The organism is Paramagnetospirillum sp. (assembly GCF_058402745.1).
On sequence record NZ_JBZVFI010000017.1, the window covers coordinates 249,169 to 261,483 of the forward strand.

Sequence of the window (12,315 nt, forward strand, 5' to 3'; positions counted from 1 at the left end):
AGGATAAGAACATTTCAACATACTCCGTGTAATTTCGTATGTCGTTCGTTTAAATCCATTTAAGCGGCGCGGTTATGACAGGGCCGTGAATTTCGCCGCGGCATTTCATCCCCGCATTGACCCAGGCCCCGCCTTCGGCGGATGAATCCGCACCGGGATGGCCGGCCGGAGCGATCGGGATGACCCGTCAAATCATGGACCCACACATCTTGGACGGCCTGACCATGGCGCTTCAGCCGGTGGTCGGGATTCATTCCGGAGACTGCCACGGCTACGAGGCCCTGTTGCGGGGCACCGAGGCGGCCGGCTTCGAATCGATCCAGGCCTTCTTCGACCATGCCCACGCCACCGGCTGCCTGGCCGAGGTGGAACTGGCGCTGCGCGACAAGGCGGTGGCCGCCTTCGCCAGCCTGCCCCACCATCCCCGGGCCAAGCTGTTCCTCAACATCGACAACCGGGTCCTGGGCATCGAGGGCGATTCGGCGCGCCGCACCCGGGCCATCCTGGACCGGCACGGCATTCCCGATTCGGCGGTGGTGTTCGAGATTTCCGAGCGCCACCCGCTGGAAGACGGCCTGGATGCCGTCGCCACCTTCCGCCATTTCAAGCGCCAGGGCTTCCGGCTGGCCATCGATGATTTCGGCACCGGCTTCTCGGGGCTGCAGCTGCTTTACTATTCCGAGCCCGACTACCTGAAGATCGACCGCTTCTTCGTGGCCGACATCGCCACCGATTCCAAGAAGAAGGTGTTCCTGGCCCACATCGTCACCATCGCCCACCTGCTGGGCGCCGTGGTGGTGGCCGAGGGGGTCGAGACCGAGCGGGAATTCCGCGTCTGCAAGGAGATCGGCTGCGACATGGTCCAGGGCTGGCTGGTGCAAAGGCCGACCACCCAGTGGAACGGCTTGCTGGCCCACTATCCCGAGATCGAACGCCTGGCCCGCCTGGACCGCCGGGCCGGAGCGTCGGACCAGCGCATCATCGCCGACCAGATCGCCCGGCCCGAGCCTCTGGGCCTCCACACCTCCATGGAGAAGGTCTTCGAACGCTTCCGCGCCGACAAGTCGGCCACCTTCTTTCCGGTGGTGGACGGCTCGGGCGTGCCGGTGGGCATCGTGCGCGACCAGGAACTGAAGGACTACACCTACTCCCCCTTCGGCAAGGAACTGATCGCCAACAAGAGTTACGGCCGCTCGCTCAAGGACTTCACCGTGCGCTGCCCGGTGGCCGACATCGCCGCCAGGGCCGAGCAGATCCTGGAGGCCTATTCCGCGGTGGAACGCACGGAAGGAATCCTGATCGTCGAGGACATGCGCTATGTGGGCTTCCTGTCGGCGGATTCACTGCTGCGCGTCATCAACGAGAAGAACCTGGCCACGGCGCGCGACCAGAATCCGCTGACCCGGCTGCCCGGCAACGCCCGCATCCTGTCCTGGGTGTGCGAGGCCCTGGAGAACCGCGCCGAGGCCTGCCTGCTGGCCTATTTCGACTTCGACAACTTCAAGCCGTTCAACGACAAGTACGGCTTCCGACTGGGCGACCGCGCCATCCTGCTGTTCGGGGAACTGCTGACCAAGGCCATGAATGCGGCGGGCGGCTTCGCCGGCCATATCGGCGGCGACGACTTCTTCGCCGGCTTCCAGGGGGAGGCGGTGGCGGACGCCGCCGACATCTGCCGTCGGCTGATCGCCGATTTCGCCCATGACGTGGAAAGCTTCTACGACGACGAGACGAGGGGAAGGGGGCACATCATCGGCCAGGACCGCCTGGGCAACACAGTGCGCTTTCCCCTGATGACGGTGAGCTGCGTCGCCGTCCACCTGACGCCGGGCTGCGGAACCTGCTCGTCCGACGACATTTCCCGCCTGCTGGCCGATCACAAGAAGGCCGCCAAGCAGGCCGCCGGCCATCTGGTCATCGTGCATCCCTGCCCGGCCTAAGCCCCGCCCCTTTACAAAATCTCTCCTCAGGGGCGGCGCTTTCTGCTTTATTGGCGCCTTTCCGCCGCCCAAGGTCCCGAACAGAAGATGCAAAGCCTGAACACCTATCGCGCTGGTCCCGACGAACGCGGCCATTTCGGCATTTTCGGCGGCCGCTACGTGGCCGAGACGCTGATGCCCCTCATTCTCGAGGTGGAGAAGGCCTACGCGGCGGCCAAGGCCGATCCCGCCTTCCAGGCCGAGTTCCGCTCGCTGCTGGCCCAGTATGTCGGCCGCCCCAACCCGCTGTACTTCGCCCGCCGCCTGACCGAGGCCTTCGGCGGCGCCAAGGTGTTCCTGAAGCGGGAAGACCTCAACCACACCGGCGCCCACAAGATCAACAACTGCATCGGCCAGATCCTGCTGGCCCGGCGCATGGGCAAGCAGCGCATCATCGCCGAGACCGGAGCCGGCCAGCACGGCGTGGCCACCGCCACCGTCTGCGCCCTGTTCGGCATGCAATGCGTCATCTACATGGGCGCCACCGACATCGAGCGGCAGATGCCCAACGTCTACCGCATGAAGCTGCTGGGCGCCGAGGTCAAGCCGGTCACCGCCGGCGCGGCGACCTTGAAGGACGCCATGAACGACGCGCTGAGGGACTGGGTCTCCAACGTCGCCGACACCTATTACCTGATCGGCACGGTGGCCGGGCCGCATCCCTACCCCGCCATGGTCCGCGACTTCCAGTCGGTGATCGGCGAGGAAGTCCGCGCCCAGATCATGGCCGCCGAGGGGCGCCTGCCCGATTCCCTGGTGGCCTGCATCGGCGGCGGCTCCAACGCCATGGGGCTGTTCCATCCCTTCCTCGACGACAAATCCGTGCGCATCATCGGCGTCGAGGCGGCCGGCCACGGCCTGGACAAGCTGCACGCCGCCAGCCTCACCGGCGGCAAGCCCGGCGTGCTGCACGGCAACCGCACCTACCTGCTTCAGGACGCGGACGGCCAGATCGCCGAGGCCCATTCCATCTCGGCCGGCCTGGACTATCCCGGCATCGGGCCCGAGCATTCCTGGCTGCACGAGACGGGCCGCGTCGAATACGTCTCGGTCACCGACGACGAGGCGGTGGCCGCCTTCCAGCAATGCACCCGCCTGGAGGGCATCATCCCGGCGCTGGAATCCAGCCACGCCATCGCCCATGCCTCCAAGCTGGCCCCCACCCTGCCCACGGATCACCTGATGGTGGTCAACCTGTCGGGACGCGGCGACAAGGACGTCAACACCATCGCCAAGGCGCTCGGCGACGTGCATCTGGGGGGATTGGTCTGATGTCGCGCATTGCCAAGCGTTTCGAACGGCTCAAGGCCGAGAACCGCGCCGCCCTGGTGACCTTCATCACCGCCGGCGATCCCGACCGCGCCACCAGCCAGACCCTGCTCGACGGCATGCCCCAGGCCGGCGCCGACATCATCGAGCTGGGCATGCCCTTCACCGATCCCATGGCCGATGGTCCGGTGATCGAGCTGGCGGCCGGCCGGGCGCTGAAGGCCGGCGGCTCGCTGAGGCAGACCCTGGAAATGGTGGCGGCCTTCCGCACGACCGACGCGGAAACGCCGATCATCCTGATGGGCTACTACAACCCCGTCTACGCCTGGGGACCGGAAAAGTTCGCCAGGGACGCCGCCGCCGCCGGGGTGGACGGGCTGATCATCGTCGACCTGCCGCCCGAGGAGGCCGACGAACTGGTCCCCCACCTCAAGGCCAACCGCATCGACTTCATCGTGCTGACCACGCCGACCAGCGACGACAAGCGTCTGCCGGTGGTGCTGGCCAACGCGTCGGGCTTCGTCTACTACGTGTCCATCGCCGGCATCACCGGCACCGCGTCGGCGGCCCAGTCGGCCATCGACGAGGCGGTTTCCCGCATCCGCCGCCACACCGACCTTCCGGTCTGCGTCGGCTTCGGCATCAAGGCCCCGGCCCAGGCGGCCGAGGTGGCCCGCATCGCCGACGGCGCCGTGGTGGGCTCGGCCATCGTTTCGGTTCTGGCCGACAATATCGGCAAGCCTTCCGCCGTCTCCGCCCCCCTGGCCCTGGTCAAGGACCTGGCCCTGGGCGTGCGGGCCGCGCGCAAGTAGGAGCACTTTTCATGAATTGGCTGACCAACCTCAACGAGACCCGCCGTTCGCTCAAGGAGCGCCTGGTCGGACTGGTGGCGCCCAAGGAGGTGCCGGACAACCTGTGGCTCAAGTGCCCGGGCTGCGGCCACATGATCTTCCACCGCGACCTGGAGAAGGCGCTGCACGTCTGCCAGCATTGCGGCCACCACCTGCGCCTGTCGGTCAAGAAGCGCCTCGGCATGCTGTTCGATGACGGCCAGTTCCAGCGCATCGAGCTGCCCAAGGTTCCCGACGATCCGCTGAAGTTCAAGGACCAGAAGCGCTATACCGACCGCCTCAAGGACACCCGTTCCAAGACCGGCGAGACCGACGCCATCGTGGTGGCCCATGGCCGCATGGGCGGCATGAACGTGGTGGCGGCCTGCTTCAATTTCGACTTCCAGGGCGGCTCCATGGGCATCGCCGTGGGCGAGGGCATCGTGGCGGCGGCGGAACTGGCCGTGCTGCAGGACGCACCGCTGATCGTCATTCCGGCCTCGGGCGGCGCCCGCATGCAGGAAGGCATCCTGTCGCTGATGCAGATGGCCCGGACCACCGTGGCGGTGGACAAGGTCAAGGAGAAGCGGCTGCCCTACATCGTGCTGCTGACCGATCCCACCACCGGCGGCGTGTCGGCCAGCTTCGCCATGCTGGGCGACATCGCCATCGCCGAGCCCGGCGCGGTGATCGGCTTCGCCGGCGCCCGCGTCATCGAAAGCACCATCCGCGAGAAGCTGCCCGAAGGCTTCCAGAAGGCGGAATACCTGCTGGAGCACGGCATGGTGGACATGGTGGTGCCGCGCCGCGACCTGCGCGCCACCCTGATCCGCGTCCTGTCGCTGCTGCGCAATCGCGGCGCGGCCGGTGACCTGGTGGCGCTGCCCATCGACACCCCCGACAGCGTCGAGCAGGACTGATCGGGAAAGAACGCAACGCTTCGGGACTGGAAATTCCGTTCCCGATTCCCTATGTTACGAAAATGGTAATACCGGGGCCCCTGGCCTCGGTATTATTTTTTGAGCATAGGGAAACGGACGTGCGGAATCCGATCTCGAGGTTCGAGACGCTTTCATCGCTGGCACTGGCCCCGCTGCTGCTGCTGGCGGCCGCGCTGCTGTGCGGCCTGGTGGTACGGATCTTCCCGCCGGAACCGCTGTTCGCCGATTCCAGGGATTACCTGCCGGTCCACGCCATCCTGGAACTGCTGAGTATCGCCGTCTCGCTGATGGTCTTCTCGCTGGGCTGGGCGGTGCGCCGCGCCGACAAGAGACATCGCAACCTGATCCTGGGGCTGGCAGCCCTGTCGGCGGCCCTGTTCGACATGGCTCACACCCTGTCCTTTCCGGGCATGGCCGACTTCCTCTCCCCCAGCGGCACCGAGAAAGGCATCAACCTCTGGCTGCTGGGCCGGCTGGCCATGGCGGTCGGCCTGATCCTGGCGGTGACCTGCGCCGAACGGCACTGGAGCGACGGCAGGCGGCGGCTGTGGCTCGGCGCCGTCGGGTTGCTGAGCTCGGCGCTGGCCCTGGCCGGCCTGCTTCATCCCGAATGGTTCCCCCGGACCTTCGTTCCCGGCAGCGGCCTGACCGATTTCAAGATCGGCGCCGAATACACCCTGTCGGCCGTCTATGTGACCGCGGCCAGCCTGCTCTGCCTGCAATTCCGCCGCTCCGGCGACCGCAACGACCTGAAGCTGGCCGCCGCCGCCTGGATTCTGGGGCTCGCCGGCGTGCTGCTCACCCTCTACGCCGATGCCGCCGACTGGTTCAATCTGGCGGGCCACGTGGGCAAGACCTGCGCCTACGCGCTCATCTACGACGCCCTGTTCGTCTCGGGCGTCCAGGCCCCCTACGACGCCCTGGCCAAGGAGCGGGCCCTGCTGCGCACCCTGATGGATTCGGTGCCCGACCTGATCTTCTTCAAGGACCCGCAATCGCGCTATCTCGGCTACAACCGGGCTTTCGCCGCCTATTGCGGCCGCCCCGAATCCGAAATGGCCGGCAAGACCGACGACGAGTTCGCGCCCCCCGATGTCGCCGCCTTCTACCGCGCCAAGGACCGCGAGGCCATGGCCGCCGGGCATCCCACCACCAACGAGGAGTGGATCGACTATCCCGACGGACGGCGGGTGATGCTGGAAACCGTCAAGGTGCCGGTCCACGACGATGACGGGACGCTGCTGGGCATGGTCGGCATCAGCCGCGACATCACCGGCCGCAAATCGGCGGAGGAGAGGCTGCGCCGGGCCCATTACGACCTGGAAATGGTCACCGCCGTGGCCGCCCACGACCTGCAGGAGCCGGCCCGGACCATCGCCAGCTTCCTGCAACTGCTGCAGATGCGCTACGGCGGCAATCTGGGAGAGGATGCCGACCAGTACATCAACTACGCCGTCGAGGGGGCCCACCGCATGCGCGCCCAGTTGAGCGGCCTGCTGGACTACACCCTGATCGACCGGGGCGACCCGGTCTTTCCCGCGGTGGATTCCGGAGCCATCCTGGCCGAGGCGCTGGAGAACCTGAAGCCCCGGCTGGACGAAGCCAAGGCGGTGGTGGTCCGGGACTCCCTGCCGACCGTCAACGCCGATTCGGCCCAGTTGCGGGCCTTGTTCCAGCATCTGGTGGGCAATGCCGTGAAGTTCCGCCATCCGGAGCGCGTGCCGGAAATCAGGATCACGGCCAGTCGCCGCGACGAGTCCTGGGAATTCTCGGTCACCGACAACGGCATCGGCATCGATCGGGAATACTGGGAGAAGATCTTCGTGGTCTTTCAGCGCCTGCACCCCCTGAACCGCTACGAGGGAACGGGGATTGGCCTTGCCATCTGCCGCAAGATCGTGGAACGTCACGGCGGCCACATCAGCCTGGTGTCGGTCCCCGGCGAGGGCAGCACCTTCACCTTCACCCTGCCGGATCGCGCCTGACACTTTTCGGCCCGCAATGATCGACAGCATCCTCGACCGCCTGACCCGGCTGCATCCCAAGGTCATCGACCTGTCGCTGGAGCGCGTGGTTCGCCTGCTCGACGCGCTGGGCAATCCCCAGGACCGGCTGCCGCCGGTGATCCACGTGGCGGGCACCAACGGCAAGGGCTCGACCGTCGCCACCTTGCGCGCCCTGTTCGAGGCGGCGGGCATGCGCGCCCACGTCTACACCTCGCCCCACCTGGTGCGCTTCGCCGAGCGCATCCGCATCGCCGGAACCCTGCCCACCGACCCGGAGCTGCTGGCCCTGCTGGAAGAGGTGGAGGCGGCCAACGCCGGCAACCCCGTCACCTTCTTCGAGATCACCACGGCGGCCGCCTTCCTGGCCTTCGCCCGCGCTCCCGCCGAGGTGTGCATCCTGGAGACCGGGCTGGGCGGGCGGCTCGACGCCACCAATGTGGTCGAGCGCCCGGCGCTCACCATCATCACCCCCATCGCCATGGACCACGAAAGCTTCCTGGGCGGACGCATCGAGGCCATCGCCGCCGAGAAGGCCGGCATCATGAAGCGTGGCGTGGCCTGCGTCATGGCCAAGCAGGGACGCAAGGCGGCCAAGGTGCTGGACGCCCGTTCCACCGAACTGGGCGTGCCGCTGATCAAGGAGGGCGAGCACTTCTTCGCCCGCACCGCCTCGGACGGCGGCCTGATCTATCGCGGCCCGTCGGTGGAGTGGAGCCTGCCCGCCCCCGCCTTGGCCGGAGCCTTCCAGTACCGCAACGCCGCCCTGGCCCTGGCGGCCATCGAGCGGCTGTCGCGCACCGCGCCGGTCCCGGTCTTTCCCGATTTTCCCCAAGGCGCCCTGGGGCTCGGCATCCGCTCGGTGGAGTGGCCGGCCCGGCTGCAGCGCCTGACCAAGGGGCCGCTGGTGGACATGCTGCCAGGGGGCGCGGATGGGGGGTGGGAACTGTGGCTGGACGGCGGCCACAATCCCCACGCCGCCGAGGCCATCGCCCAGCACGCCCGCTCGTGGCGCGACAGGCCGCTGATGGCGGTGTTCGGCATCCTGTCCACCAAGGACGTGGACGGCTATCTCGGCCCGTTGGCGGCCCGCTTCCATTCCTTGCGCGCCGTTTCCATCCCCGGCGAGGCGGCCGCCCTTTCGGCCGAGGACGGAGCGGCGGCGGCCACCCGGCACTTCTGCCTGGACGCCAGGCCCTCGCCATCGGTGGCGGCGGCCATCGCCGAGCTGACCGCCTCGGCCCCCGCCCCCGCCCGCATCCTGATCTGCGGCAGCCTCTACCTGGCGGGAACCGTGCTGGCGGAGAACGGGTGAGGCGGCACACCACACGCCCGTCAATCAATAGCCGGCAGTAACATTATTGGTTCCGGCGCCAAATTACATTTGGGTGAACTGTGGACAACACGTATTTCTCAATATGCTCCGAGCCGGCGACTTGCCGGCCCAATTCCGGTAAAAATCCGATTCCTGACGTGAATCCAAGCCCGTGCATCACGGTATCAGGATACCAGAGGCTTGCTGCATGGATTCGTTGGTGAGAATCCCCGCGCCAATAATAGCCTTGCCAGGCTTGCGTCATTCGATGGATAATGATCTATATTAGGTTGCAGTTCCGCACCAAGAGTCAGCCCACAGTTTGGATGTCACTTCATGAACAGCATCGCGCTACCTCAGGGCGAGCCGACAACAAAAGGCAAGGCCAGCGCCAGGAGAAATTCCGCGCAGAGAAATAGTGACGCCCAAAATTCCGCAGGCCTGGATAAGGAGCTAGCCTACTCCATCGGCCTCGGCGATGCATTTTCCCTTGCCCAGGGGGAAGCAGGTCTCCCGAATAACAAGAAAGAGCTTCACAAGTTCTTTGACAAGACCAACGCCATCGAAAACGGCCGGCTGAATAAGAGTAAATAATGCCCGATCGAAAATGGGTGGCGGCCAAGCTGAGCGAAGTTCGGCGCGCCCTGCACTCAATCGGAGACATTAGCCGCAATCTCGGCATCACCCTCGATCAGAGGCTTGTCCCGATCATCGCAACAGACATGCAAGCCGCCTCACCACGCAACGATTCGGAGCGGTGGGCGACGCTGGCCGGATCGATCGTGCTGCGGCGCCCTTACTCGTCCCCCCATTTCGATCTCTTCTGGCTCAATTACTTTGCCGGCCATTGTGCCGCAGCCCTTTCCCCCCGCCGACGCGATCCCCGATGCGACAATTGCAAGGAGTCCCGGGGCTGCAGCAAGCGGGATAAGTGCATTCTGCGATACTTCCGCAACATCAAGGCCCGCGATCTCAAGACGCAAGACAGCGTCATCATCAAGGCGGAGCCGCGACTGCGGGCTCTTACCATCTATCAATGGGCGTCCCTCTTCTACACTGCCGCCGTCGATTACCGGAACAAGGGAAGAGACTACCGCCGCCGTCCTGGCCCCATGACGCTCAAGGCATGGCTGACCCGGACGGTGCAGCAGTTCATCCCCTGAGACTCCGAACTACTTCTTCCACCGCGCCGCCGCCTCGGCGACCCTTTTGCCCAAGTGGGCGGCGGTCTTGCGGTCGGCTTCGGTCACGCCTTCCGGCCCCTGGTCGGCATTGGCCTGGGCCATGGCGCCGAGGAAGCTGCCCAGGCGGTTCAGGTCATCGACGCTGCCCTTGGAATTGTTGTTGCCCGGCAGCAGGTCCAGCCCCACCCAGACCATGCCGTGCTGGGCGGCGAAGATGGACAGCTGGATCAGCGCGTTCAGCTTGTCGCCGCTCTGGCTGGCCGAGACGGTGAAGCCCGCCGCCACCTTGTCGGCCCAGCCGCGGCCGTACCAGGTCTTGGAGCTCCACTCCATGAACTCTTTGAACTTGGCCGACACCGAGCCCATGTAGGTGGGCGAGCCGAAGACGATGGCGTCGGCGCCGTCCAGCAGGGCGGCATTGGCCTCGGCCTCCTCGGCCGCGATCAGGTGGACCTTCGCCCCGGCAACCCGGGCCGCCCCTTCGGCGACCGCCTCGGCAAGCACCTTGGTGTGGCCGTAGCCGGAATGAAACACGATGGCAATGGACGTCATGATGCTCTCCTTGCTGTAATGGTATCTGTTACCGTTACGTTTAACCCTAAAAAAAACCGCCCTAACCCGCCTCCACCTTCAGCGCCCCCACTACCTCGGACAGCATGGTGGTGGAGAGCACCGCGTCGCGGGCGGCATCGGCGCGCTCGATCACCCGCAGCAGCACCGACTGGATGTTGCGCCCCACCGGACAGGCCGGGTTGGGCGGCTGGTTGTGCAGCGCCGGCTCGTCGTCCTCGTCCACCGCCCGGTGGATGTCGAGCAGCGAGATGCGGTCGGCGGGCCGGGCCAGGACCGATCCGCCGGTGCTGCCCCGCGTCGAGCTGACCAGCCCGGCCTTGGCCAGGGCGGACAGCAGGCGGCGCACCACCACCGGATTGGTGTTGACCGAACCAGCGATCCATTCCGACGTGCAGGCCTGCCCCTCCATGGTGGCGAGCAGCGACGTGATGTGGACGGCGACGGCGAAGCGGCAGTTTCTGGCCATGGAAAATATGTAACAAATATCGTTCCTATTCGCAAGAGGAAAAGCCGCCACCGCTTTCCCGCGTTGCTCCGCTCCGGGCTGACGGCCTATTCTGTAATGAGGAGTTGATCAGCATGAAACCCGATAAGCCGTTGAATATCGGCGAGGCCTTCGGCCGCGCCATGCAGGCCTGGGACGACGGCAACGCCGCCGAGGCCCGCCGGCTGGCGCGCGCCATCGTCGAGGCCCGCCCGGATTTCGGCGGCGCCCATTACCTGCTGGGCCTCGTCGCCCTGAACCAGGGGCAGGCCAAGCGGGCGGCCGAGCATCTGACCCGGGCGGTGGCCGCCGACCCCGGCCAGACGGTGCCGCGTCTGGCGCTGGGCCGCGCCCTGGAGGCCCAGGACAATTTCAACAGCGCCATCCTGCATTACCGCGCCATCCTGTCCCAGGAGCCCAACCACGCCGAGGCCAACGCCCGGCTGGCCGATCTGCTGGGCCGATTGGGCCGCAACAAGGCCGAGGCGCTGGCGCACGCCCGTCGGGCGGTGGAGATGGCGCCGCGCCACGCCGAGGCCCTGTGTACCCTGGGCACCCTGCTGCATCAGGAGGGCCAGCACGCCGAGGCGGCCCGGATGCTGGAGCGCGCCCTGGAACTTCGCCCCGACTGGGCGGTGGCCCTGAACAATTACGGACTGGTGCTGGGCGCGCTGGGTCAGCACGAGCGCGCCGTGGCCGTCCTGTCGGGCGCCGCGGATTTGCGCCGCGACCATGCCGGCACCCGGGCCAACCTTGCCGCCGCGCTGCGCGCCCAGGGCCGCCTGGACGACGCCCGCGTCCATGCCGAGCGCGCCACCAAGCTGAATTCCCGCGATGCCTCGGGCTGGCTGGAACTGGGGCTGATCCGCCGCGCCATGGGCATGCCCGAGGCCGCCGCCGCCGCCTTCGAGCGGGCGGTCACCGCCGCCCCCGATTCGGTGCATGCCCAGTACTGCCTGGCCGAGGAGCGCCTGGCGCTCGGCCAGAAGGATCGCGCCGCCCAGCATTTCCGCCGCTGCCTGGACCTGGACCCCGAGGACCGCCACGGCGCCGCCCTGGGCCTGGCCCAGGCCGGGGCCGTCGACGCCCCCGCCCGCGCTCCCGACGCCTATGTCCGCCAGCTGTTCGACGATTACGCCGAGAAGTTCGATTCCGCCCTGGTGGACAAGCTGGCCTATCGCGCCCCCGCCCTTCTGGCCCTGGCCCTGGACAGGGTCCTGGACGGGCGAAAGGGCCTGGACGTGCTCGACGCCGGCTGCGGCACCGGGCTGGCCGCGCCGGTGCTGCGCCCCCTGGCCGCCCGCCTGGACGGCATCGACCTGTCGGGCGCCATGGTGGACAAGGCCCGCGCCCGCGGCCTCTATGACGGCCTGGAGGTGGGAGAGCTGGTCGCCGGCCTCAAACGCCGGCCCGAGGCCTACGATCTGGTGGTGGCCGCCGACGTGCTGGTCTATTTCGGCGATTTGAACGACATCATGGCCGCCACGGTGCGCGCCCTGCGGCCGGGCGGCATCTTCGCCTTCACGGTGGAGCGGGCCGAGGATTGCGCCTCCTACGTCCTGGGCGCCAAGAACCGCTACGCCCATGCCCCCGATTACGTCGAAACGGTCGCGGCCGAGAACGGATTCGCCGTGGCCTCCATGGAGCGCGCCTCCACCCGCCAGGAGGCTGGCGACGACGTGCCCGGTCTTGTGGTGGTGCTGCGCAAGGGATAAGGTCCCGGCGGCTCCACCTGGA

Annotated in this window: 11 protein-coding genes; 9 read left to right on the forward strand and 2 right to left on the reverse strand. The window is 67.1% G+C overall.

The features are described from left to right. Window positions 1-194 precede the first annotated feature (194 nt). From ACV4UZ_RS15475 to ACV4UZ_RS15510, 8 genes are all read left to right on the forward strand, one after another. Window positions 195-1,940: a GGDEF domain-containing protein gene (locus ACV4UZ_RS15475; RefSeq protein WP_491601685.1), complete on the forward strand. Its 1,746-nt coding sequence runs from the start codon at window positions 195-197 to the stop codon at window positions 1,938-1,940. An 87-nt stretch (window positions 1,941-2,027) separates the two neighbouring features. Further along, a complete protein-coding gene (gene trpB, locus ACV4UZ_RS15480) occupies window positions 2,028-3,251 on the forward strand; it encodes a tryptophan synthase subunit beta (RefSeq protein WP_491601686.1) in 1,224 nt (407 codons plus the stop codon). Continuing rightward, a complete protein-coding gene (trpA, locus tag ACV4UZ_RS15485) occupies window positions 3,251-4,060 on the forward strand; it encodes a tryptophan synthase subunit alpha (RefSeq protein WP_491601687.1) in 810 nt (269 codons plus the stop codon). Before trpB ends, trpA begins: the two co-directional genes overlap by 1 nt. An 11-nt stretch (window positions 4,061-4,071) precedes the next feature. After that, on the forward strand, window positions 4,072-4,998 hold the full coding sequence (gene accD / locus ACV4UZ_RS15490) for an acetyl-CoA carboxylase, carboxyltransferase subunit beta (protein ID WP_491601688.1): 927 nt from the start codon (window positions 4,072-4,074) through the stop codon (window positions 4,996-4,998). A gap of 119 nt (window positions 4,999-5,117) precedes the next feature. Further along, entirely contained in the window at window positions 5,118-7,004 is a 1,887-nt protein-coding gene (locus ACV4UZ_RS15495) for a sensor histidine kinase (protein WP_491601689.1), read from the forward strand. Window positions 7,005-7,020: 16 nt separating this feature from the next. Further along, entirely contained in the window at window positions 7,021-8,337 is a 1,317-nt protein-coding gene (locus tag ACV4UZ_RS15500; protein WP_491601690.1) for a bifunctional folylpolyglutamate synthase/dihydrofolate synthase, read from the forward strand. Window positions 8,338-8,673: 336 nt separating this feature from the next. Next, window positions 8,674-8,931: a hypothetical protein gene (locus ACV4UZ_RS15505; RefSeq protein ID WP_491601691.1), complete on the forward strand. Its 258-nt coding sequence runs from the start codon at window positions 8,674-8,676 to the stop codon at window positions 8,929-8,931. Then, complete coding sequence (locus ACV4UZ_RS15510) at window positions 8,931-9,500, forward strand: hypothetical protein (RefSeq protein WP_491601692.1); 570 nt, start codon at window positions 8,931-8,933, stop codon at window positions 9,498-9,500. The genes ACV4UZ_RS15505 and ACV4UZ_RS15510 overlap by 1 nt, the downstream gene beginning before the upstream one ends. A 9-nt stretch (window positions 9,501-9,509) precedes the next feature. Here the strand turns inward: ACV4UZ_RS15510 and ACV4UZ_RS15515 are convergent, their stop codons facing one another. Together ACV4UZ_RS15515 and ACV4UZ_RS15520 are read right to left on the reverse strand one after the other, a co-directional pair. Continuing rightward, a complete protein-coding gene (locus ACV4UZ_RS15515) occupies window positions 9,510-10,073 on the reverse strand; it encodes a flavodoxin family protein (protein WP_491601693.1) in 564 nt (187 codons plus the stop codon). 61 nt (window positions 10,074-10,134) lie between these two features. Further along, the gene (locus ACV4UZ_RS15520; protein WP_491601694.1) at window positions 10,135-10,560 is read right to left on the reverse strand and encodes an Rrf2 family transcriptional regulator; all 426 of its coding nucleotides are present in this window, start codon (window positions 10,558-10,560) and stop codon (window positions 10,135-10,137) included. Between the two features lie 113 nt (window positions 10,561-10,673). Here ACV4UZ_RS15520 and ACV4UZ_RS15525 point away from each other — a divergent pair, with 113 nt between their 5' ends. Further along, complete coding sequence (locus tag ACV4UZ_RS15525) at window positions 10,674-12,293, forward strand: class I SAM-dependent methyltransferase (RefSeq protein WP_491601695.1); 1,620 nt, start codon at window positions 10,674-10,676, stop codon at window positions 12,291-12,293. Window positions 12,294-12,315 lie beyond the last annotated feature (22 nt).

Bases quoted from the DNA above. Each gene is read 5' to 3' on its own strand.
- ACV4UZ_RS15475 (WP_491601685.1), top strand. From the start codon at position 195: ATGGACCCACACATCTTGGACGGCCTGACCATGGCGCTTCAGCCGGTG.
- trpB (WP_491601686.1), top strand. From the start codon at position 2,028: ATGCAAAGCCTGAACACCTATCGCGCTGGTCCCGACGAACGCGGCCAT.
- trpA (WP_491601687.1), top strand. From the start codon at position 3,251: ATGTCGCGCATTGCCAAGCGTTTCGAACGGCTCAAGGCCGAGAACCGC.
- accD (WP_491601688.1), top strand. From the start codon at position 4,072: ATGAATTGGCTGACCAACCTCAACGAGACCCGCCGTTCGCTCAAGGAG.
- ACV4UZ_RS15500 (WP_491601690.1), top strand. From the start codon at position 7,021: ATGATCGACAGCATCCTCGACCGCCTGACCCGGCTGCATCCCAAGGTC.
- ACV4UZ_RS15505 (WP_491601691.1), top strand. From the start codon at position 8,674: ATGAACAGCATCGCGCTACCTCAGGGCGAGCCGACAACAAAAGGCAAG.
- ACV4UZ_RS15510 (WP_491601692.1), top strand. From the start codon at position 8,931: ATGCCCGATCGAAAATGGGTGGCGGCCAAGCTGAGCGAAGTTCGGCGC.
- ACV4UZ_RS15515 (WP_491601693.1), bottom strand. From the start codon at position 10,073: ATGACGTCCATTGCCATCGTGTTTCATTCCGGCTACGGCCACACCAAG.
- ACV4UZ_RS15520 (WP_491601694.1), bottom strand. From the start codon at position 10,560: ATGGCCAGAAACTGCCGCTTCGCCGTCGCCGTCCACATCACGTCGCTG.
- ACV4UZ_RS15525 (WP_491601695.1), top strand. From the start codon at position 10,674: ATGAAACCCGATAAGCCGTTGAATATCGGCGAGGCCTTCGGCCGCGCC.